The organism is Nocardioides sp. cx-173 (assembly GCF_021117365.1).
Lineage (GTDB): Bacteria > Actinomycetota > Actinomycetes > Propionibacteriales > Nocardioidaceae > Nocardioides.
In genome coordinates this window covers 4,091,924-4,112,516 of the sequence record NZ_CP088262.1, presented here as the reverse complement: position 1 = coordinate 4,112,516, position 20,593 = coordinate 4,091,924, and the positions used below count along the sequence as shown (strand labels likewise).

The 20,593-nt window shown below is 69.4% G+C and carries 20 protein-coding genes; 11 read left to right on the top strand and 9 right to left on the bottom strand.

The genetic code is table 11. From position 1 onward, the window contains the following. Entirely contained in the window at positions 1 to 813 is an 813-nt protein-coding gene (locus tag LQ940_RS20120; RefSeq protein ID WP_231241780.1) for a mycofactocin-coupled SDR family oxidoreductase, read from the bottom strand. Between the two features lie 294 nt (positions 814 to 1,107). Here LQ940_RS20120 and LQ940_RS20115 point away from each other — a divergent pair, with 294 nt between their 5' ends. Continuing rightward, positions 1,108 to 1,389, top strand: a complete 282-nt coding sequence (locus LQ940_RS20115) for a carboxymuconolactone decarboxylase family protein (RefSeq protein ID WP_231241779.1) — start codon at positions 1,108 to 1,110, stop codon at positions 1,387 to 1,389. A gap of 81 nt (positions 1,390 to 1,470) precedes the next feature. On the opposite strand, the gene LQ940_RS20110 is transcribed toward LQ940_RS20115, so the two are convergent. Next, positions 1,471 to 3,042, bottom strand: a complete 1,572-nt coding sequence (locus tag LQ940_RS20110; RefSeq protein ID WP_231241768.1) for an ABC transporter substrate-binding protein — start codon at positions 3,040 to 3,042, stop codon at positions 1,471 to 1,473. Positions 3,043 to 3,261: 219 nt separating this feature from the next. After that, entirely contained in the window at positions 3,262 to 4,233 is a 972-nt protein-coding gene (locus LQ940_RS20105; protein ID WP_231241767.1) for a hypothetical protein, read from the bottom strand. Positions 4,234 to 4,465: 232 nt separating this feature from the next. Between LQ940_RS20105 and LQ940_RS20100 the strand changes: the two genes are divergently transcribed. Further along, positions 4,466 to 5,785 carry an amidohydrolase family protein gene (locus LQ940_RS20100; protein ID WP_231241766.1) on the top strand — a complete coding sequence of 440 codons (1,320 nt, stop codon included), beginning with the start codon at positions 4,466 to 4,468 and terminating at the stop codon, positions 5,783 to 5,785. A 77-nt stretch (positions 5,786 to 5,862) separates the two neighbouring features. On the opposite strand, the gene LQ940_RS20095 is transcribed toward LQ940_RS20100, so the two are convergent. Next, positions 5,863 to 6,744 (bottom strand): mycofactocin-coupled SDR family oxidoreductase, encoded by an 882-nt coding sequence (locus LQ940_RS20095; protein WP_231241765.1) that lies wholly within the window; start codon positions 6,742 to 6,744, stop codon positions 5,863 to 5,865. 177 nt (positions 6,745 to 6,921) lie between these two features. Here LQ940_RS20095 and LQ940_RS20090 point away from each other — a divergent pair, with 177 nt between their 5' ends. Continuing rightward, positions 6,922 to 8,325: an MmgE/PrpD family protein gene (locus tag LQ940_RS20090; protein ID WP_231241764.1), complete on the top strand. Its 1,404-nt coding sequence runs from the start codon at positions 6,922 to 6,924 to the stop codon at positions 8,323 to 8,325. 39 nt (positions 8,326 to 8,364) lie between these two features. Here the strand turns inward: LQ940_RS20090 and LQ940_RS20085 are convergent, their stop codons facing one another. Both LQ940_RS20085 and LQ940_RS20080 read right to left on the bottom strand, forming a co-directional pair. Then, positions 8,365 to 8,838 (bottom strand): nuclear transport factor 2 family protein, encoded by a 474-nt coding sequence (locus tag LQ940_RS20085; protein WP_231241763.1) that lies wholly within the window; start codon positions 8,836 to 8,838, stop codon positions 8,365 to 8,367. Further along, positions 8,835 to 9,248 (bottom strand): SRPBCC family protein, encoded by a 414-nt coding sequence (locus tag LQ940_RS20080; RefSeq protein ID WP_231241762.1) that lies wholly within the window; start codon positions 9,246 to 9,248, stop codon positions 8,835 to 8,837. Before LQ940_RS20080 ends, LQ940_RS20085 begins: the two co-directional genes overlap by 4 nt. A 162-nt stretch (positions 9,249 to 9,410) precedes the next feature. Between LQ940_RS20080 and LQ940_RS20075 the strand changes: the two genes are divergently transcribed. From LQ940_RS20075 to LQ940_RS20065, 3 genes are all read left to right on the top strand, one after another. Beyond that, complete coding sequence (locus LQ940_RS20075) at positions 9,411 to 10,676, top strand: cytochrome P450 (RefSeq protein WP_231241761.1); 1,266 nt, start codon at positions 9,411 to 9,413, stop codon at positions 10,674 to 10,676. A 135-nt stretch (positions 10,677 to 10,811) separates the two neighbouring features. After that, on the top strand, positions 10,812 to 11,549 hold the full coding sequence (locus LQ940_RS20070; RefSeq protein ID WP_231241760.1) for an SDR family NAD(P)-dependent oxidoreductase: 738 nt from the start codon (positions 10,812 to 10,814) through the stop codon (positions 11,547 to 11,549). A gap of 39 nt (positions 11,550 to 11,588) precedes the next feature. Then, positions 11,589 to 13,163, top strand: coding sequence for an MDR family MFS transporter (locus LQ940_RS20065; protein WP_231241759.1), 1,575 nt, complete (start codon positions 11,589 to 11,591; stop codon positions 13,161 to 13,163). A 7-nt stretch (positions 13,164 to 13,170) separates the two neighbouring features. On the opposite strand, the gene LQ940_RS20060 is transcribed toward LQ940_RS20065, so the two are convergent. Both LQ940_RS20060 and LQ940_RS20055 read right to left on the bottom strand, forming a co-directional pair. Beyond that, a complete protein-coding gene (locus tag LQ940_RS20060; protein WP_231241758.1) occupies positions 13,171 to 13,593 on the bottom strand; it encodes a Zn-ribbon domain-containing OB-fold protein in 423 nt (140 codons plus the stop codon). After that, positions 13,590 to 14,744, bottom strand: a complete 1,155-nt coding sequence (locus LQ940_RS20055) for a thiolase C-terminal domain-containing protein (protein WP_231241757.1) — start codon at positions 14,742 to 14,744, stop codon at positions 13,590 to 13,592. Before LQ940_RS20055 ends, LQ940_RS20060 begins: the two co-directional genes overlap by 4 nt. A gap of 151 nt (positions 14,745 to 14,895) precedes the next feature. Between LQ940_RS20055 and LQ940_RS20050 the strand changes: the two genes are divergently transcribed. The 4 genes from LQ940_RS20050 to LQ940_RS20035 all read left to right on the top strand — a co-directional run bounded on the left by LQ940_RS20050 (position 14,896) and on the right by LQ940_RS20035 (position 18,600). Next, entirely contained in the window at positions 14,896 to 15,870 is a 975-nt protein-coding gene (locus LQ940_RS20050; RefSeq protein WP_231241756.1) for an NADPH:quinone oxidoreductase family protein, read from the top strand. Positions 15,871 to 15,886: 16 nt separating this feature from the next. After that, positions 15,887 to 16,651, top strand: coding sequence for a crotonase/enoyl-CoA hydratase family protein (locus tag LQ940_RS20045; RefSeq protein WP_231241755.1), 765 nt, complete (start codon positions 15,887 to 15,889; stop codon positions 16,649 to 16,651). A 107-nt stretch (positions 16,652 to 16,758) separates the two neighbouring features. Next, positions 16,759 to 17,070, top strand: a complete 312-nt coding sequence (locus tag LQ940_RS20040) for a hypothetical protein (protein ID WP_231241754.1) — start codon at positions 16,759 to 16,761, stop codon at positions 17,068 to 17,070. 12 nt (positions 17,071 to 17,082) lie between these two features. Beyond that, positions 17,083 to 18,600: a class I adenylate-forming enzyme family protein gene (locus LQ940_RS20035; protein ID WP_231241753.1), complete on the top strand. Its 1,518-nt coding sequence runs from the start codon at positions 17,083 to 17,085 to the stop codon at positions 18,598 to 18,600. A gap of 28 nt (positions 18,601 to 18,628) precedes the next feature. Here the strand turns inward: LQ940_RS20035 and LQ940_RS20030 are convergent, their stop codons facing one another. Further along, positions 18,629 to 19,705, bottom strand: coding sequence for an acyl-CoA dehydrogenase family protein (locus tag LQ940_RS20030; protein ID WP_231241752.1), 1,077 nt, complete (start codon positions 19,703 to 19,705; stop codon positions 18,629 to 18,631). A 100-nt stretch (positions 19,706 to 19,805) separates the two neighbouring features. Between LQ940_RS20030 and LQ940_RS20025 the strand changes: the two genes are divergently transcribed. After that, the gene (locus LQ940_RS20025; protein WP_231365052.1) at positions 19,806 to 20,585 is read left to right on the top strand and encodes an enoyl-CoA hydratase/isomerase family protein; all 780 of its coding nucleotides are present in this window, start codon (positions 19,806 to 19,808) and stop codon (positions 20,583 to 20,585) included. The last annotated feature ends 8 nt before the right edge of the window (positions 20,586 to 20,593 follow it).

The following is a 20,593-nucleotide window of genomic DNA, read 5'->3' as shown; positions in this document are numbered from 1 at the left end:
CTAGTACTGCGTGACGCCGGCGTCCACGTGCAGCGTCGTCGACGTCACGTAGCGGGACTCGTCGCTCGCGAGCCAGAGCACCGCGTTCGACTGGTCGATCGGCTCGGAGGCCATGATCGGCAGCAGGTTGACGATCGTCCCGCCCAGCTGGGGGTGCCGACTGATGAAGCCCTCCATCAGCTCGCCGACGTGCATCACCATCTCGGTCGAGACGCCGGTCGGGTGCAGCGAGTTCACCCGGATGTTGTGCTCGGCCAGCTCGAGAGCGAAGGCGTGCATCACGCCGACCACGCCGAACTTCGAGGCGACGTAGGTGTTGAGCCACGGCTGCGCCTTCGTGCCCGCCGACGAGCTGGTCAGGATCATCGAGCCGCCACCGTTGTCGATGAGGTGCTGCGCGGTCGCCATGACCGTGTTCCAGACACCGGTCAGGTTGGTGCCGAGGCTGGTCTCCCAGATCTCGGGGGTGCCGTCCTGCCACTCGTGCATGATCATGATGCCGGCGTTCGCGCAGACGATGTCGAGGTGGCCGAACTCCGCGACGCCCTCGTCGGCGATCTCCTTGAGCCGGGCGAGATCGCGGACGTCGCCCTGGCGGGCGATCATCCGGCGTCCGGTCTTCTCGACCAGGCGGACCGTCTCGTCGAGGTCGTCCTGGGTGGCACCCGAGTAGGTCACGAACGGGAGCGGTTCGAGCAGGTCCATCCCGATGATGTCGGCACCCTCCTCCGCCAGACGCAGGGCATGGCTGCGTCCCTGCCCGCGCGCCGCTCCGGTGATGAAAGCGACCTTGCCTTCGACTCGTCCAGCCATGAGGTGCTCCTTCGGTCTCCGCCGTGCACAGTGGTGTGCCGTTGCCTACCGAGCATCGAGGACGGGGGTGGCCGCGGGCCGGGTGTGGTTCCAGCCACCGGGACACAGCGAGAGGCGACCGGAACCGCTGGCCGGGACGTCCCGCTGATGACGCTGCGGCCGCGCACTAGCGTCCGGATCAGTCCATGGCCTCACTACCCACAGGGAGTTCCCGATATGAGTTCCGAGTCTTCTGCGAGCGACGGCGCAGCTTCGACCAAGCCCGCCTCGCGCGGTCTTCTGCCTCCCTGGGGCGTGCCCGACGAGATCGCCGACTTCGCCGCAGACTCCCTCAAGGCGGTCTTCAAGCGAGGCGTCCTCTCCTCGCGGGACCGCCGGCTGCTCACCATCGCGACCCTGGTCTCGATGGGCTCGGTCGAGCCGCTTCGTCTGCACACCGAGATGGCCGTGGAGGCGGGCGTGTCCCGGGAGGAGATCCACGAGCTGATCCTGCACGTCGGCTTCTATGCGGGCTTCGGTCGCTCGACCGATGCCTTCAACGTCACCAAGGAAGCACTCGCCGCCGGCGACGCCTAGGCGCGACTCCTGGGTCGGCTCTCGACATGACAGTGGGCCGGACGCCGCATGGCGTCCGGCCCACTGTGGTGGTGCGAGGGGTCAGTCGGCGATCCAGAGACCGTCGACGATCGGGGTGCCCCAGCTCTGCTGTGCCAGGCCGCCCACGTTGTCGTTGGCGATCATCGAGGGCTCGGCGGTGTTGTAGAAGATCACCGGGCGCTGCTCGATCAGGAGGTCCTGGACCTTGTCGTAGGCCGCCTTGCGCTCCTCCAGGGTGGCGGCCGCGCGTCCGGCGTCGAGCGCGGCGTCCATCTCCGGCGAGCTCACGAAGGCGCCGATCGGCGACAGGCTGTGGTAGCCGAGCCAGACGCGCGGGTCGGGGTCACCGCTGAAGTTCGTGCCCAGGACGATCATGTCGTAGTCGCCACCCACGAGCACGGGCCCGGTCTGAGCCAGCTCGATGGTCTTCATGTCGACCTTGACGTTGTCGTACTGAGACAGCTGGGTGATGAGGTTCTCGCCCAACGTGTTGGTCTCGAACGAGCCGAAGCTGGTGAAGGTGAACTCGACCGGCTTGCCGTCCGCGGCCAGCTCGTCGAAGAGCTCCTTGGCCTTCTCCGGGTCGTAGCCGTCGAGGGGCTTGTCGGAGTAGAGCGGCGCGCCCTCGGCGAACAGCGTGTGGGTGACGACGCCGAGACCTTGGTAGAGCACCTCGTTGATCTGGTCGAGATCGACCGCCGCGGCGACCGCCTGCCGCGCACGGATGTCGTCGAACGGCGGCTTCTTGGAGTTCAGGGTCAAGAAGTTGCCGCCGCCGAGCTGGAAGCTGTCAACCTGCTTGCCGGCATCCTCGAGCTTCTTCACGGTGACGGGGTTGTTGTCGAGGATCAGGTCCGCGCCGTCGCTCATCAGGGTGTTGTAGCGCTGGTTGGTGTCCACGACGGTGCGGACGAGGAGCTTGTCGAGGTACGGCTTCTCCGGACCCTCGTAGTAGTCCTCGTTCTTCTCCAGCTCGATGACGTCGTTGGGCGTCCACTTGACGAGCTTGAACGGGCCGGCGCCGATCGGGTTGGCGTTGAAGGCCTCGGGGCCGGCCTCCAGGGCCTTCGGGGAGGCGATCCAGTTGAGGCTGGACGTCGCGACGCCGCTGGAGTACTGGGGGGTCGGCGACAGCATGGTCACCTTCAACGTGGTGGCGTCGACTGCCTCGGTCGACTGCACCAGCGCGGCGACGCCGGCGTGGGTGGGCGAGATGGTCGGGTCCTTGAGGCGGTCCCAGTTGTACTTGACGGCCTCGGCGTCGAGGGGCGTGCCGTCGGTGAACTTCAAACCCTCACGCAGCTTGAGCGTGAAGGTCTTGCCGTTGTCGGTGGTCTCCCAGCTCTCGGCCATCTTCGGCGTGACCTCACCGGTCACGGAGTCGATGTGGATCAGTGCGCCGTAGAGAGCGTCGCCCTCGGCGGGGTTGAAGGCCCAGGCGCTCTGCATCACAGCAGGGTCGAGGCCTCGGGGCTCGGCGTTGGAGATCAGGGTCAGGGTGCCGCCCGAAACGGCCTCGCCCTTGGGGCCACCCTCGCTGTCCGATGAACCGTCGCCGCCGCCGCAGGCGGCAAGCGCGAGGGCTGCGGCCGAGGCGGCCACGAGCGTCCGCAAACTTCTGAGCTTGAACATCGATGCACTCCTTGGATGGGGTCGACGGGGCGTTCCGGCACTGACCCCGAGGTCTCCGCCTGTCACCGTTGAACGGTGAGGGGAGGGCCCCCGTCGTCGGCGTGGAAGCGGTGCGTCACCCACCCGGTGGTGTGACGTGACTCACCAAGAGCGCACGCTAGGTCCGCCCGACGCAGATGTCAATGACTAAACTAACTAATTACCCGCATTGGCCAGGGGTCAGTCCTTCACGACGAACACGTCGTCGCGGTAGGTGATCTCGCCGAACACGAACTGGGCGCCCATGAAGTGGCCCGCGACCGTCTCGAAGAAGACTCCCGTCTTGTCCCGCCAGGAAGGGTCCTGGTGGGGATCGTTGAGCGGGTCGATCAGGGGAGAGATCTGGTGCCCGGCAGCGGTGGCGCGGTCGCGGGCGACCCCCATGTCCGGCACGCCGAAGATCGCCGCCTGGTGGGCAGGTCCCTGGCGCTCGAGGTCGGCGAGCAGCATCGAGGACAGCCAGTCGTCCGCCGCGGCCTGGGCTGGGGGAGCAAGCAGCTCGAGGCCAGAGGTCCAGGACAGGGAGACCTGGATCTCGCCCTCGTCGTCGGCGGGGTCGTAGAGCGGGACGCCGGAGAGCTGCTCGAGCTGGGCCCGGTGCTCGGCGAACAGCTCGGCGGTCGTCAGCCAGGCGACATGGTCGATGTGGTTCACGTTCTGGTGGTAGCCCGGGGTGTCGGCCTGGGTTGTCACGACGCCGGGCTTGTAGTGGATCTCGCCCAGGTAGAACACGGTGTCGAGGACCGATCCCACCACCGCGACGGCGGCGGAGTCGACCGCGCTCGCCCACGGCCTGCCGAGGGCCCAGTCCTGCGGCTCACTGGGCGCCAGCCCGCGTGACCGGGCCTCGGTGAGCGCGGTGGTGAGATCTGCGACGCCGATGCAGACCGCGAGGAGACCCTCGCCCCGCTCGGCGAGCCGGGTGCGCAGGTGCTCGCCGATGCTCCCGGTCGGGGCGGGATCGTCGGTGGGGGTGACCAGGGCCAGGCCGGCGGAGGCGCTGAAGACGATCTTGCAGGCGAGGTCGTCGAGGAGGTGCGGCCCCTCGAGACTCACTCCCGCCAGCAGCTCGAGCTCCTCCCGGTGCTGGTCGAAGGTCCCCGGCTCGGACAGCCAGACGGCGTGATCTACGTGGTTGAGGAACTGGGTCATGTCAAGGCGCCCGTCTGAGAGGTACGTCATATGGAGGTGGACGGCCGCGACCGTACCGGCGGGTCGGTCCGTGGGTTCCCCGGCCGTACTGCCAGACGGAACGGTGGCTTGGTGGATGGTCATCCGGCTCATAGCGTGCAATGAGTTAACACGTTCTTGAGAGGATGACGCGATGACGATGACGACGCCTGTAGAGGCATCGGGAGTCTCGGACTCTGGCGACGATCTGCCCATGATGGTGTCGGTTGACGACCACATCGTCGAGCCGGCGACGATCTGGACGGATCGTCTTCCGGCGTCGTACGGCGACCAGGCGCCTCGGCTGGTACGGGAGAAGCTCCCCTCGGTAGTGACCCCGGGCACCGACGTGTGGGCGGACGTGTGGCACTTCGGGCAGCGTCGGATCCACAGCCCGCGTGCGTTCGCGGCATCGACGTTCGCCGTGGGCCAGCATGACTTCGACGGCCTGGCGAACTCCATGGAGCCGATGACCTACGAGGAGATGCGCCCGGGTGCCTATGACATGAAGGCGCGCCTGCTCGACATGGACGTCGACGGCATCGAGGCCAGCGTGTGCTTCCCGAACGCGTTCGTCCGGTTCTGCGGCCAGACCTTCCTCGAGCACCCGGACAAGGAGCTGGCGCTGCTCTGTGTGAGGGCCTACAACGACTGGATGATCGAGGAGTGGCAGGGCCCCTCGGACGGTCGCCTGTTCGGCATGACCGTGGTCCCGCTGTGGGACGCGGAGCTGGCTGCGGCTGAGGTGCGACGCAACGCGGCGCGGGGCCTGACGTCGATGACGTTCGCGGCGACGCCGCCGTCGCTGGGTCTGCCGTCGGTCTACACGCGGTACTGGGACCCGCTGTTCCTGGCGTGCGAGGAGACCGGGACGGTCATCAACATCCACCTCGGCGCGGGTGGCGCAGGCGGCTCCTCTGCCACGAAGGACTCCCCGATCGCCATGGGCGTGACGATCGCGATGAACTTCTCGCCGCCGGCCTGGTCGATGTGCGACTGGATCATCTCAGGGGTGTTCGAGCGGTTCCCCAACCTGCGCGTCGCCTACTCCGAGGCGCAGGCGGGGTGGATGCCGTACGTCCTGCACCGCCTCGACAGCCTCTACGACTACGGTCCGGAGCTGCAGGGCTTCGACCGGCTCCCGGAGCGGCCGAGCACCTACGTGAAGGACCACATCTTCGCGTGCGTCTTCGACGACCCGGTAGTGATCGACCAGCTGGCCGCCGCCGGCCCGGAGGGCTATCACGGCCTGACCCTGGACAACATCTGCTTCGAGAGCGACTACCCGCACACGGACTCGTCGTTCCCCTACACCCGCGACAACGCCCGCTCCATGACGGCGCCGTTGAACGAGGCGCAGCGGACCAAGGTGCTGCGCACCAACGCGGCGAAGCTCTACAACATCGAGCGGGTGCTGAAGGGCACGGAGGACAAGCGGCTGCCGTTCGGCCGGGACAAGCCCCTGGAGCCGGCTCCCGCGCACTGGGTGCCGCCGCGGATGACGCTGCCCAACGGCTGGATGGTCGAGGACTGACCTACGGGTGGTCCAGAGCGGAGCGGTCGGTCCCTTCGGGGCCGACCGCTCCGTCGTTTCGGCGTCGTGCCGACGGCTCAGTCCGGTGCGCCACTCTTGGTGGTGGGCAGGGTCGCGCCCGCATTCACGTGCATCTGCATCCCGGTGATGCAGCGCGACTCCTCCGATGCCAGGAACAGCACCGTGTTGGAGATGTCCTGCGGCTGCATGGAGGTGATCGGCAACAGGTGCATCGGTCCGTACACCTCCTCGGCCTCGGCCCGGGTGGGTGCCTCCAGCTCCTTGCGGAACTGCCGGAACATCCCGTCGTTCAGCAGCATGTCGGTCTCGGTGTTGCCCGGGTGTACCGCGTTGACCCGAATGCCGAGCGGGGCGAACTGCACCGCGAGGTCGCGCACCAGCCTGGCCACCCCCCGCTTCGAGTGGCTGTAGCCGGCGATGCCGGGGAACCCGGGGTTGTCGGTGGGGTACGTGGACATCATGGCGGCCATCGACCCGGTCGCGATCACCGAGGCACCCGCGCCCAGGTGCTCGAAGGACGCCTCGATCGTGTTCGCCACACCGGTGTAGTTGACCGACACCGTCGAGAGGAAGGTGTGTGGGGGGACCGATTTGTCCGCGGCCACGATGCCGGCGTTCGCCACGACGACGTGCAGGCCCCCGAGCTCGGACACGGCATCGCGCACGGCTCGGAAGAGCTGGGTGCGGTCGCGCACGTCGACCACGCCGGTGACCACGCGCCGACCGAGGTCCTTGACCAGCGCGGCGGTCTCGTCGAGGTCCGCAAGGGTGGCCATGGGGTACTGCATCGCGGGCTCGACGGTGTCGCACACGTCGAGCGCGATGATGTCGGCGCCCTCCCGGGCCAGGTTCAGGGCGTGGCTGCGTCCCTGACCTCGCGCGGCACCCGTGATCAGTGCCACCTTGCCGGCGACTCTTCCTAGACGGTTCTCAGTCATCGGTGTTCCGTTCCTCGGAGTTGGGATCATGAGCACTATCGGGCGTCCGGGTCGCTGCCGTGCCTCCCCGATTCCGCCCAGCAGGACGACGGTGATCGCCAGGTGGCAGGTCGGCCGTGTCCATGCCAGTGGGATGGGGGCATTGTCGTGGCAGCGTGACGCTGGTTACCTGCCCGTGTGCAGCGTCCATATGAAGAGACCGGTCTGACCGCGAGGCTCGCCCGATTCGTCGTCGACACGACCTACGACGACATCCCGGCCGAGGTGGTCGAGTACGCCAAGGTGATGCTGACCGACGCCCTCGGCGTGGCGTTCGGCGCGTCGGTGCTCGAGGACACGCGCCGCTTCGTGACCGTCGCGGAGGCGATGGGCGGTCCGGAGCAGGCCACGATCCTCACGACCGGCACGCGGGTGTCGGCGCCCGCAGCGGCCTGGGCGAACGGCTATCTCGCGCAGGCGCTCGACGCCGACGACACCTACTACTCCAACGGCCACCCCCTCGCGTCGATCGCCGGCGCGCTGATGGCTGCCGGCGAAGAGGTCGGCGCCAGCGGCAAGGAGCTGATCACGGCGCTGGTGGTGGGCTACGACGTGTCGATCCGTTGCCGCCGCTCGTTCTACCAGGCCCCGAACGGCTACTCGTCCTCGTTCGGCGCCTTCGTCATGGGCGCAGCCGCCGCGGTCGCGAAGCTGTACCGGCTGAACGTCGAACAGACCGCGATCACCTTCGGCACGGCCTCGTTCACCTCCCCCGGCCAGGGCATCCGCTGGGGTGCGATGAGCCTCGGCGAGCGGCACGCCATGAAGTACTGGCCGAACCTCTCGCAGGCCTTCGCCGCCGTCACCTCCGGGCAGCTCGCACGAGCCGGCGTCACGGGCGACCGCACCGTGTTCGAGGGGACCCCGAGCTTCGCGATGCTGCTCGGGTACGGGGGCATCGACGAGCAGCTGATGTTCGAGGACCTGGGCACGCGCTGGTTCATCAACGAGACCTCCATCAAGCCCTGGGCCGTCTGCAAGTACCCGATGATCACCATGACGCAGGTGCGCGAGCTGATGCAGGAGGAGGGGCTGACGGCCGAGGACATCGACGCCGTCCACGTCCAGACCTGGGACTTCCTCGCCGGCCCGTACACGACCGAGTTCACCGAGCTCACCGACGAGTACGACGCGCAGATCAGCTTCCGCCACGCGGTCGCCGCCACCGTGCTCGGCTGGGAGATGGGCCCGGACTGGCAGGCGCGGGCGGTCGGCAACAGCCAGCTCAACGACCTCGCCCAGAAGGTCACCGTCGTCCCCAACCCGACCTACCGGGAGGACAGCACGTTCACCCCCGAGGGCAACCGCGCCATGGCGACCGTGATCACGGTCGGTGCCGGCGGCAAGGAGTACGTGCGCAGGGCCAGCAGCGCGCTCGGCGACGGATTCGACGAGCGCTACCGCTACGACTTCGCCATGGTCCGGGAGAAGTTCCTCGACTACGCCAAGCACTCCCTGACCGGCGAGCAGATGGAGCGGATCCTCGCCAACCTCGAGCACCTCGAGACGCTCGAGGACGTTCGGTTCCAGCTGACCGCCTGAGCATTCGCGCTCCCCGCAGCGGCCCAGCGCGAACCGAGCTCAGACGAGGCGCCCGCGCTGTGCGGCGACCTCCCACGCAACGGGTGCGTTGCCGTCCTCGAACCACAAGAAGTGCACGTCTCGCCGCAGGATGCGCCACACGGCGTCCGTGCCGCGACGGAACTCGTCGTCGTAGCGGACGTAGACCACGAACGTCCGCGCGGGCTCCTCGTCGGCGATGACGTGATGCGCGACGCAGTACACCCTCCCGGTCGCGCGCTCCGGCGCGCTGGGATCGACGGCGTTGAGGGGGTTGCTCATCGCGTGCATGGTGCGCGTGTAGCGCTCGGTCATCATCCTGATCATCCGCGCGAACGCATCGTGCTCACTGATCCGGGCCAGCGGCTCGGCGGCCCCCGGCGCGAAGATCCGGTAGGCGTAGTCGGGATCGAAGACCGCGCCGAGCGCGTCCGCGTCCCGATCGTCGAGCGCGTAGCCGTAGGCGTACTGCAGGTCGGTGAGGTCCGTGCTCACGGCCGGTCCACCGTCGCGCGTGCGTTCACGGCCTCGACCAGCTCACCGAACAGTACGGCGTAGGTGTCACCCAGTCGGTCTGCGAGCTCGTGCGGCAGGACGTCGATGGTCCAGGTGAGGGTCGCGCCGCCATCGGTGTCCTCGAGGATCCGCATCTCCGCGTGGTGGTGCTCGGCGCCGAGCAGGCCGGGGACGGTGTAGACCGCGCGCATCCGCTCCGGGTCGACGGTGACGTTGCGCTCGGCGACCTCGGACCCGTCGGCCAGGGTCACGATCCGGTACTCGCCGTCCTGCCGCTCGCCGACGCAGGACGAGAAGATGTGCACCTCGGAGCGGGTGTAGCGCTCGACGAAGCCCCACGCCGCGCTGGGCGGCACCGACAACCGCTCGGAATGGGTGATCCCTGCCATGGTCTGCCACCTCTGCGCGCCTGTGTTGACCGGGGCGATCCGCGCGAGCGCACCCCATGAATGAGTCAACATAGCGACCTGTTGCGACACCCGTGGCCGCGACCGTGTCGCTGAGCGGAACGCCCCACTGGCGGCCGCCTGAGGCCCCCCTATTCTCCGGCTATGAGTGAGGTCACACCCCGTCAGGACGCCGCGCCCCAAGCCGAGCGTTGCCCGGTCATCGACTTCGACCACCACTCCGCCGAGTTCAACGCGGACCCGCACGCGGGGTGGATGGCCCTGAAGGAGACGCCGGTCGCCTGGACCGAGAAGTACGGCGGCTACTGGGTGGTCTCCGACCATGCGGGCATCAAGGACGTCTTCCAGAACCCCGAGGTCTTCACCTCGGCGCGGATCGACGGCGTCTCGAGCATGTCCATCCCGACGATCGGCGCCGGCGGCAGCGACGAGCCGACGCTCCCGATCGAGGTCGACCCGCCCTATCACACCAAGGTGCGGGGACTGCTCAACCCGAAGCTGTCTCCGGCGGAGTCGCGCAAGATGCAGCCGATCATCGAGCAGTGGGTCACGACGTGCATCGATCGCGTCATCGAGAAGGGCGAGTGCGACCTCCTCACCGATGTCGTCGGCCCGGTGCCGGCGTACGTGACCATGGGCTGGCTCGGGTTCCCGGAGGAGACGGTCCTCGAGGCGCAGGAGAGCGTCCACCACATGGTCGGCTTCCCGCAGGGCTCGCCGGAGTTCAACGAGGCCGTCCAGAGCACGCTCATCCTGGACACGCTCATCCAGACCTGCCTCGCCCGCCGTGCGGAGCCCCGAGACGACCTCATCAGCTGGCTGATGACCCAGGAGCTGGACGGGGAGCCGGTCACGGACAACGTGATCATCGGCCTGGCCTACATCCTGGTCATCGGCGGAGTGGACACCACCACCTCGCTCGCAGCGAACGCGATCATCCACCTGAACAAGGACCGTGAGCTGCGCCAGCGGCTGATCGACGAGCCGGAGCTGCTGGACTCGGCGACCGAGGAGTTCCTGCGCTTCTACCCGCCCCTGGCCTCGCAGCCGAGGCGGGTGCGCTCCGACTTCGAGTACCGCGGCTGCCCCATGCAGGCGGGTGACCCCATCCTGGTGAGCCGGTACGGCGCCAACTTCGACGAGGCGGTCTTCGACGAGCCGCAGGAGTTCCGGCCGGACCGGTTCCCCAACCGACACTCGTCCTTCGGCCTGGGCCCGCACCGCTGCGTCGGCTCGCACCTCGCGCGGCTGATGTTCCGCGAGATGCTGAGCCAGATCCTGCGCCGGATGCCCGACTACGAGCTCGACGAGGCCGGCATCGCGCCGTACCCCGACCGCAGTGGCTTCAACGGATGGACCGCGTGCCCGGCCCGCTTCACGCCGGGACCGCGCAGCGACGCCCCGAGCTGACCCCAGAGGCGGCGTCGTGCGTCGCCGCACCGGTCAGCGGAACATCGAGATGTGTGCGAGGTTCCCCTGTGCGAGCGTGCACGGGTGACTGGAGATAGTGCAACGTCGTCGTCGGATTTCAGTGTCGCCGGACGGGTGGCGGTCGTCACCGGTGCCGGTAGCGGCATCGGTCGCGGTGTCGCCCGAGTCCTCGCGCAGTACGGCGCCGACGTCGTGCTGGCGGGGCGGCGCGTCGAGCCGCTGAAGGAGACCGCGGCCGAGCTCGAGGCGCTCGGGTCGCGTTGCCTCGTGGTCCCCACCGACGTGACGGAGGTGGGCGACTGCGAGGCCCTGGTGCAGCAGGCTGTCGCGCAGCTCGGCCGGCTCGACATCCTGGTGAACTGCGCCGGTGGCATGGGCGGGCTCAACGCCCAGCCCATCGACGACTGGAGCGTCGAGGACTGGTTCCACATCCAGCAGCTGAACACCTCGAGCGTCTGGTTCCTCTCGCGCTTCGCGGCGGCGGCGATGATCGAGCGCGGTGGCGGTGCCATCGTCAACATCTCCTCCACCTCCTCGTTCAACGGCTACGCGCTGGGCGCGCCGTACAGCGCGGCGAAGGCAGCGGTGAACAACCTGACCGCGTCGATGGCGGCTGCGTGGACCCCGAAGGGGGTCCGGGTCAACGGTGTCGCCTGCGGTGCCGTGCGCTCCGAGCCGCTGCTCGCCGTCTCGCTGCGCCAGTTCGGGGACGAGGAGGCCATGGGGGCCTACAACGCGGTCGGGCGGATCGGCGAGCCGGAGGAGATCGGTCACGCGGTGCTCTTCCTCGCCTCGGACGCGGCCAGCTATATCTCCGGAAACACCATCGTGGCCGACGGCGGACGCAAGTAGGACGGCCTGGAGGCAGGCGGGCTGGGTGGTGGTGGCGGCGTGGCAGAGCTGACTCACCGGCAGAAGCTCACCGTCCTGTCGGGGCTCATGCTGGGCATGTTCCTGGCCTCGCTCGACACGACGGTGGTCGTGACGGCGATCCGCACCATCGGCGACGACCTCCACGGTCTCTCCGAGCAGGTCTGGGTCACCACGGCGTTCCTGGTGACGGCCACGATCTTCACGCCGATCTTCGGCAAGCTCTCCGACATCTACGGACGCAAGCGGCTCTACCTGGTCTCGATCGCCATCTTCATCGTCGGGTCGCTGCTGTGCTCGCTGGCGACCTCGATGTACATGCTCGCGGTGTTCCGCGCGATCCAAGGCGTCGGTGCGGGTGGGATCACGCCGTTGATCTTCGCGATCCTCGCCGACATCATCTCGCCACGCGAGCGGGCCCGCTACCAGAGCTACTACCTCACCGTCTACGCCGCCTCCGCGATGGCCGGCCCGCTCGTGGGCGGCTTCTTCGCCGAGGCCGACACGATCCTGGGCATCGACGGCTGGCGGTGGATCTTCCTGATCAACGTCCCTCTGGGCGCGGCGTCGTACGTCGTGGCGAAGGTCGTGCTCAAGCTCGAGCACCACCGACTCGACCACCGGATCGACTGGCGCGGCGCGGTGCTGCTCGTCGTCGCGGTGCTGCCGATCCTCCTCGTCGCCGAGCAGGGCCGACTGTGGGGATGGGACTCCCCCGGGGCGTGGGCGTGCTACCTCATCGGCGTTGCCGGAGTGGCGCTCTTCGTGGTGAGCCAGTGGCGGATGGGCGATGAGGCGCTCGTGCCGGTCCGCATGTTCCGCAGCTCGACGGTCTCCTTGGGCTCACTGCACACGGTGGTCACCGGCATGGTGCTCCTCGGCGGCGTCGCGGTGGTCCCGCTGTACCTGCAGATCGCCAAGGGAGCGACACCGGCCGAGTCCGGGCTCCTGCTGGCACCCCTGATGGTGGTCAACCTGCTGTCGGCCTACGTCGTGGGCCGCTCGATCGGCCGCTCTGGGCGCTACCGCATCTTCCCCATCGTCGGGGCGGGCTGCTTCGTCGCCGCGCTCGTCTGGCTGGCTCGCGTCGGAGCGGACACGCCGCTGTGGCAGACGGCGCTGGTGCTGTCGGTCTTCGGGATCGGACAGGGCCTGAGTCTCTTCCCGGTCATGATCGCCATGCAGAACGAGGTCGAGCCCCGTGACATCGGCGTCGTCACCGCCGCCAACACCTTCTTCCGGTCCATCGGCGCGACCCTGGGGACCGCGCTCTTCCTGTCCATCCTCTTCGCGCGGACCGACGAGGAGCTCGCCCCGATCGACGACGAGATCCGCGCCGGCCTGCCCGCAGGCGCCCCGGAGCCGACCCTGGACGACTCGACCTGGATCAGCCTGCTGCCGGACGCCCTCGAGCGTCGGGTCCTGGTCGGCTTCGCCGATGCCACCAATACCGTCTTCGCCGTCGCCGCGGGGATCGCGGTGCTCGCGTTCGTGCTCGCCCTCCTCATCAAGGAGCGGCCGCTGCGCACCACCTCCGGGGCCGAGGCGGCCCGGGTCGCCCGGGAGGCCGCGGCTGCGGAGTCCGCGGCGGGCTGAGGGCCACTCAGGAGCGGCGGAACGCGACCGCGCGCTCCTCGGTCCCAGGCACGGCCGACAGCTCGGCCCGCACGGGCTGCCCGATGGCGACGCCCGCGCCGTTCTCGCCCAGCAGGATGCCGGGCAGCCGTGGGCCCTCGTCGAGCTCGACGACGGCGATGACGTAGGGGACCAGGTCGGCGTAGGCGGGGATGACCGGGCGGTGCACCACGATGAACGTGTAGATGGTGCCCGTGCCCGCCACGTCGGCGAAGGCGGTGGGACCGGCGCACACGTGGCACCGCTCCAGCGGGCGACCGAGCCAGCTGCCGCACTCCGTGCAGCGGCACAGCGCGATCCTGCCCTCGCGGGTGGCCTCCCAGAAGCCGCGGCTGTCCTCGTCGATCAGCGGGGCCGGGGGAGGCGGGATGATCGCTGCCGTGGTGCTCATCGGACCGCCTGGTAGATCAGGGCGCCGCCCGAGGGGCCGGCGCCGGCCGTGACGAGTGCGTTGGCGGCGTCGTCGACCTGGCGCACGCCGGCCTGGCCGCGCAGCTGCAGCACCGCCTCGTAGTGATGGTTGAGGCCGTGGATGTAGCCCTCCGACAGCAGGCCGCCGTGGGGATTGATGACGACATCGCCGCCGTACGTGGCCTTGCCGTCGGCGTAGAAGGCGCCGGTCTCACCCTTGTCGCACAGGCCGAAGTCGCCGACCGTCGCAAAGGTCGTCGCGGTGAAGCAGTCGTACATCAGGGCGACGTCGATGTCGGAGGGGCACAGGTCGGTGCTGTTCCACAGCCGCTTGGCGGCGTAGGCGGAGTACATCTCCGCGTAGTCGGGGAAACCGCCGGTCCAGGAGCCTCCGTTGGTGTGCGCCTCGCCGAAGCCCGCCACCCGGATCGGAATCTGGCGCAGGCTTCCGGCCCGCTCCAGGGTGGTGATCACCAGGGCGACCGCGCCGTCGGTCTCCAGGCAGCAGTCGAGCTTGCGGAACGGCTCGTTGATCCACGGGGAGGCCAGGTAGGCGTCCATGTCGAGCGGCTGGCGCAGCATCGCGTGCTCGTTGGCGACCGCGTGCTGTCGGGTGGTGATGGCGATGTGCCCGTAGTCCTCGTCGGTGAGCCCGTAGACGTGTCGCTGCCGCTGACCGAAGCCCGCGATCCACATGGACGGGACGACGTAGCCGCTGAGGGCGGCGAACTGCATGTCGCTGCGCAGCTGGATGCCCGCGTTGTTGCCGTAGCGGTTGCCGGACCGGCCGTTGAACGAGCGGAAGACGACGGCCGTGGTGCAGATCCCGGCCTGGACGGCGGCCACCGCCTGCCCCACGACCGTCACGGCCACGTTCCCGCCACCGCTCACGTCGAGTGCCACTCCCAGGTCGACGGCGCCGATGGCCCGCCCGACGTCGGCAGCCGAGGCCGAGTCGTTGGTGTGGAAGTCGATGACGCCGTCGACCTCGCCGGCCGGGATGCCGGCGTCGGACAGGGCCGCGCGGGCTGCCTCGGCGGCCATCGCCAAGGGTGTTCGCCCCGATGCCTTGCTGAAGGCCGTCCGCCCGATCCCGACGACGACAGCCTCGCGCTGCGCCTGGTGGTCCATGCGACGTCCCTTCGGTCGTGGTCGTGGCTCGCACCGTGCCATGTCACTGCCCGCTGGTGTGGTCGAGATTCCCGGCTGACGGGACGCCGTGCGAAGTGTGCCCCTGAGTCCCGATATACAGATAGAAGAATTACCTACAAGTGGGGGAGTCATGAAGGCAGCACTGTGTGAGCAGTACGGCGGGCCCGAGCGCATCGTCGTACGCGACGTCCCGGCGCCGCAGCTGGCGTCGGGGCAGGTCCTGGTCGACGTCAAGGCTGCCGCGGTGAACTTCCCCGACCTGCTGTTCATCGCGGATCGCTACCAGGTCTCGATCCCGGTGCCGTTCACGCCTGGCAGCGAGTTCGCCGGCTCCGTCGCGGCGGTGGGGGAGGGCGTGACCGGCTTCGCGGTGGGCGATGCGGTGTACGGCTCCGCGATGTCGGGCGGGATGGCCGAGCAGATCGCCGTACCCGCCTCGGACCTGTACCCGGTGCCGGTCGGGCTCTCGATGATCGAGGCTGCGGCCTTCCGGGTCACGTCCATGACGGCCTACCACGGCCTGGTCACGGCGGGCTCCCTCAAGCCGGGTGACTGGGTGGTGGTCCTCGGAGCGGCCGGAGGTGTCGGCACGGCCACCGTCGACCTTGCGGTCCGTCTGGGGGCCCGGGTCATCGGGGCGGCGTCCTCGCGGGAGCGCTTGTCCGTGGCCACCGAGCTCGGCGCCGAGGCCGGCATCGACTACTCCACCGAGGACCTCAAGGGGCGCATCAAGGAGATCACCGGTGGCGGCGCCGACCTGGTGATCGACGCGATCGGTGACCGCTACGCCGAGCCCGCGCTGCGAGCGGTCCGCTGGGGTGGACGCTTCGTCAGCATCGGCTTCGCCGCGGGAGACATCCCCAAGATCCCCCTCAACCTGGTGCTGCTGAAGAACGTCACGGTGCGCGGGATGGAGGTCCGCACCTGGAACGCCAAGCTTCCGGAGGAGACCGCCCGCGGGCGCCAGCTCCTGGCGGACCTCGTGGCGCAGGGCATGCGACCGGCCGTCTCCGAGGTGCACGACCTCGACGACGTCGCCGTCGCGCTGCAGCGGGTCGCGGATCGCAAGCACACCGGCAAGGTCGTCATCCGCGTTGCGGAGTGAAGGAAGAGAAAGAGACATGACAGAGCCCGTCCTGGTGGAGCGTCGCGACCACGTCCTCGTGATCACGATCAACCGTCCCGAGGTGAAGAACGCGCTGGACGGGGCAGCCGCCCGCGCACTCGCCGCGGCGGCCGACCAGCTCGACGCCGACGACGACCTGAGGGTCGGGGTGCTGACCGGCGCCGGTGGCACGTTCTGTGCCGGGATGGATCTCAAAGCCTTCCTGCGCGGCGACAAGCCCAACATCCCCGACCGCGGCTTCGGAGGCATCACGGCGACGCCCCCACGCAAGCCGCTGATCGCCGCGGTCGAGGGCTGGGCGCTTGCCGGAGGCTTCGAGCTGATGCTCGCCTGCGACCTCACCGTCGCCGCGCGCAGCAGCCGGTACGGCGTCCCCGAGGTTAAGCGCGCGCTCGTCGCCGGCGGCGGCGCGGCCCTGCTGCTGCCCCAGCGGATGCCGTACGCGGCGGCGCTCGAGCTCCTGCTGACGGGTGACCCGATCGATGCCGAGCGTGCCTACGCGCTCGGCCTGGTCAACCGCATCGCCGACGACGGGGCGGCCCTGGAGGGAGCCCTCGAGCTCGCGGCCGCGATCGCGGCGAACGGGCCACTGGCAGTGCAGGTGACCAAGCAGATCGCGCGCCAGTCGGCGGACTGGACCATCAGCGAGGGCTGGCAGCGCCAGGAGGAGCTGTACCGCCCGGTGTTCGCCTCGGCCGACGCCCAGGAGGGCGCCACCGCGTTCGCCGAGAAGCGGCCGCCGGTCTGGCGGGGACGCTGATCCACATCGACGTAGAATCAGTAATCTCATATAGTAGATTTGACCTGATCGGGTTCTCGATAGACCGGGATGCCCGACGACGTTGCAGCAATGAGGGAGTACAGACGGTGGCCGAGCAGCTTCAGGTCGGGCAGGCCCTGACCAGTGCAGTCGATTCAACCGCGGTGATCGTCACCCGCGCACCCACGGGAGAGGTCGACCTGACCTGCGGCGGCGTGGCCATGGCCAAGCCCGGCGAGGGCGCGTCCGGCGCCACGCCCGACCCCGCTCTCGCCGGGGAGACGAAGCTGGGAAAGCGGTACGTCGACGAGGCGGACACGATCGAGGTGCTCTGCACGAAGCCCGGTCAGTACGCCCTCGCGCTGAACGGGCAGGTCCTCGACGTCCGCACCGCGCGGCCGCTGCCGGCCTCCGACTGATCGGCGCGCACGATGCGGCTCACCCTCCTGCTGGACATGGCTGCCGACGGCTTCGGCGACCGGGTGCTGATCGGCTCCCGGGCCGACGGGATCACCGCCGAGGAGCTGTCCCGGCGTGCCGATGCCGGCGCGGCCGCCCTGCGCAGGCGGGGCGCCTCCGGCGTCGTCTACCTCGGCGTGAACGGCCCCGCCTTCCCGGTCGCCCTCTTCGCCGCGGCGCGCGCGGGTGTCCCGCTCGTCCCGCTCAACTACCGACTGGGTGAGGCGCAGCTCGATGCCCTGCTGGTGAAGCACCGCGGAGCTCTGGGCATCGCCGACCCGGAGGCCCTGACTCACCTCGCGCGCAATGGCATCGAGGCCATCACCATCGCGGACTGGCTCGCATTGACGGCGACCGATCCGCAACCCGTCGACGAGCCCGTCGACGGCATCGAGGACCTGGACGAGGCGGACGTCGCCGTCGTCATCTACACCAGCGGCACCACCTCGGAGCCCAAGGGCGTGCTGCTGCGGCACGCCAACCTGACGTCGTACGTGCTCGGCACGGTGGACTTCGCCTCGGCCGACGAGACGGATGCAGCGCTCGTGAGCGTGCCGCCGTACCACATCGCCGCGGTCGCCAACGTGATCACCAACCTCTACGCGGGCCGCCGGACCCTGGTGCTGGAGTCGTTCACGGCCCAGGAGTGGCTGCAGACCGTGCAAGAGCAGGCGGTGACCAGTGCGATGGTCGTGCCGACGATGCTCGCGCGGATCATCGACTCCGCGGGCGACGCGCCGGTGCCCTCGCTGCGCTCCCTCTCGTACGGAGGCGCGCCGATGCCCTCCGCGCTCATCGAGCGCGCGTTGAGTGCGTGGCCCGACGTCGGCTTCGTCAATGCCTACGGCCTGACCGAGACCAGCTCCACCATCACCCTCTTCGGCCCGGAGGAGCACCGCGAGGCGCTCGCCTCGCCGGACCCGGCTGTGCGCTCCCGGCTCTCCTCGGCCGGGAAGCCGTTGCCCGGCGTCGAGCTGGAGATCCGCGGTGTCGACGGCGAGGTGCTCCCTGCCGGCGAGGCGGGTCGGATCTGCGTGCGGGGCGAGCAGGTGTCGGCCGAGTACGCCGGCGTCGGCCGGATGGTCGACGAGCGCGGGTTCTTCGACACCCGCGACGAGGGCTACCTCGACCCCGACGGCTACCTGTTCATCGGCGGCCGCAGCGATGACACGATCATCCGCGGGGCGGAGAACATCGCCCCGGCCGAGATCGAGGACGTGCTGCTGCGGCACCCCGCCGTCGGCGACGCGGTGGTGTTCGGGACGCCCGACGAGGAGTGGGGACAGCGGATCCAGGCGGCGGTCGTGATCCGCACCGGCCACACCGTCGACCTCGACGTCCTGCGCGAGTTCGCGCGAGAGTCGCTGCGCTCGAGCAAGACGCCGGACCGGATCTGGCTCGTCGACGAGCTCCCGCGCACCGAGACCGGCAAGCTGCTGCGCCGCCGGGTCCCCGAGCTCCTCGCCGAGAGCACCCTGTCCGGCAGCTGAGCCCTGCCATCGGGCGCGCGGGGGGACCCTACGCGCGCTCGCTCAGCGCGGTGACCCGCTCGTGGTGCTCGGCGATGGTGCCGTGCAGCAGCTCGTCCACCTTCGCCCGGCGCAGGTAGAGATGCAGGTCGTGCTCCCAGGTGAAGCCGATCCCCCCGAGCGTCTGCAGGGCCTCGCCCGCCACGGCACTGGCGCCCTCGGTGACGAACGCCTTGGCCACGCTCGCCGACCGGGACGCCTCCGGCGTGCCGGCGTCGAGCGCCATCGCGGCGTAGTAGGTCGCCGCGGTGGCCGCACGCATGGTGATCAGCATGTCCGCCGCCTTGTGCTTGACCGCCTGGAAGCTGCCCAACGGGCGGCCGAACTGCTCGCGCACCTTCACGTAATCGACCGTGGTGTCCAGCAGCCACTCACCGACGCCCAGCGCGTCGGCGGCCGTCAGCACGGCCAGGGCGTCCTGCAGCCCCTGTACACGAGCAGGGTCGTCGGTGAGGATCCTGGTCGCCGGCACCGGCGTCCGGTCGAAGCCGACGCCGTACCAGCGTCGGGTCTCGTCCAGCGTCCGGCGTGGCGTCACGGTGGCGACGCTCGCGTCGACGAGCACCAGCCAGCCACCGCCGGCGCCGCCCTCGGCGGCTGCCGCCACGAGCAGCAGGTCTGCTGAGGCCGCGGCGTGCACGGCCGCGCAGTGGCCATCCAGGACGAGGCCCCCGTCGGGGCCGGGGGTCGCGGTGACCCCCCGGCTGACCGTGCTTGCGTGCAGGTGGCCCTCCGAGAGGCCGGTCACGACTTCGCGGAAGGCGCCGTACTGCGCCAGCGTGGCCGCGGTGAGGGCGGTGTCGACGAAGGCGCCGGTGGCTCCGGCCCGACCGAGCTCCTCGGCGACCAGGCAGAGCTCGACGAGTCCCTGGCCGGAGCCGCCCTGCGCCTCGGGGACGGACAGGCCCAGCCAGCCGAGCTCGGCGCCTCGCTGCCACACCTTGTCGTCGACGTCCTTGCCCGACTCGGCGAGGTCGCGTACCAGTTGCGGCGGGCAATTCGCCTCGAGCATGCTGCGAGAGACCTCGCGGAGACTCTGCTGCTCGTCGGTCAGTTCGAAGTCCATGGTGACGGAGCTACCTCGCAGTGGTCGGGTACTTGTCGGGCGCCGGAAGGGCGATAGTATCTAATCATCTAACTATTTGCAGCGACGGCGAGGAGCAGTGGTGGGCGACAGCTTTCAGACGGTGAACTTCGAGGTCTCGGACGCCGTCGCGACGATCACGCTCAACCGCCCCGAGAAGCTGAACTCGTTCAATCAGCGAATGCTGGACGAGTTCCGCGAGATCTGGCACCGGGTCCGCTCCGACGACGCGATCCACGTCGTGGTCCTGCGGGCGGCCGGCGATCGTGCCTTCTCCACCGGGCTCGACGTGACCGAGGGCTTCGACATGGCGGAGAACGTCTGGAGCCTCGATGACCCGGGGCTCAGCCTCAGCCCGAAGCACAACAAGGTCTGGAAGCCGGTCGTCGCCGCCCTGCAGGGCATGGTGGCGGGCGGCGCCTTCTACTGGGTCAACGACTGCGACATCGTCATCAGTGCCGACGACGCCACCTTCTTCGACCCGCACGTCTCCTACGGGCTCACGTCGGCGCTCGAGCCCATCGGGCTCGCCCGCAAGATCCCGCTGGGCGAGGTCCTGCGCTGGGCACTGCTGGGCCTGGACGAGCGGATGTCGGCGGAGCGGGCCCGAGAGATCGGCCTGGTGTCGGAGCTGGTCCCGTTCGCCGAGCTGCACAGCCGGGCGGACGAGATCGCGCGGATCATCGCGGCCAAGCCCGCGGCCGCGGTGCAGGGGACCGTCAAGGCGATCTGGGAGACCCTCGACATGGACCGGGCGACCGCGCAGGCCGTGGGGCTCAACTACACCAGCATCGGCAATCCGATCGGCAAGGCCGAGGTCTCCCGCGACGGGTTCGTCAAGCCGAAGTGGACCCTGCGCTGACCCTGCTG

Bases quoted from the DNA above. Each gene is read 5' to 3' on its own strand.
- LQ940_RS20120 (WP_231241780.1), bottom strand. From the start codon at position 813: ATGGCTGGACGAGTCGAAGGCAAGGTCGCTTTCATCACCGGAGCGGCG.
- LQ940_RS20110 (WP_231241768.1), bottom strand. From the start codon at position 3,042: ATGTTCAAGCTCAGAAGTTTGCGGACGCTCGTGGCCGCCTCGGCCGCA.
- LQ940_RS20105 (WP_231241767.1), bottom strand. From the start codon at position 4,233: ATGACCCAGTTCCTCAACCACGTAGATCACGCCGTCTGGCTGTCCGAG.
- LQ940_RS20100 (WP_231241766.1), top strand. From the start codon at position 4,466: ATGATGGTGTCGGTTGACGACCACATCGTCGAGCCGGCGACGATCTGG.
- LQ940_RS20095 (WP_231241765.1), bottom strand. From the start codon at position 6,744: ATGACTGAGAACCGTCTAGGAAGAGTCGCCGGCAAGGTGGCACTGATC.
- LQ940_RS20080 (WP_231241762.1), bottom strand. From the start codon at position 9,248: ATGGCAGGGATCACCCATTCCGAGCGGTTGTCGGTGCCGCCCAGCGCG.
- LQ940_RS20075 (WP_231241761.1), top strand. From the start codon at position 9,411: ATGAGTGAGGTCACACCCCGTCAGGACGCCGCGCCCCAAGCCGAGCGT.
- LQ940_RS20060 (WP_231241758.1), bottom strand. From the start codon at position 13,593: ATGAGCACCACGGCAGCGATCATCCCGCCTCCCCCGGCCCCGCTGATC.
- LQ940_RS20055 (WP_231241757.1), bottom strand. From the start codon at position 14,744: ATGGACCACCAGGCGCAGCGCGAGGCTGTCGTCGTCGGGATCGGGCGG.
- LQ940_RS20050 (WP_231241756.1), top strand. From the start codon at position 14,896: ATGAAGGCAGCACTGTGTGAGCAGTACGGCGGGCCCGAGCGCATCGTC.
- LQ940_RS20045 (WP_231241755.1), top strand. From the start codon at position 15,887: ATGACAGAGCCCGTCCTGGTGGAGCGTCGCGACCACGTCCTCGTGATC.
- LQ940_RS20035 (WP_231241753.1), top strand. From the start codon at position 17,083: ATGCGGCTCACCCTCCTGCTGGACATGGCTGCCGACGGCTTCGGCGAC.
- LQ940_RS20030 (WP_231241752.1), bottom strand. From the start codon at position 19,705: ATGGACTTCGAACTGACCGACGAGCAGCAGAGTCTCCGCGAGGTCTCT.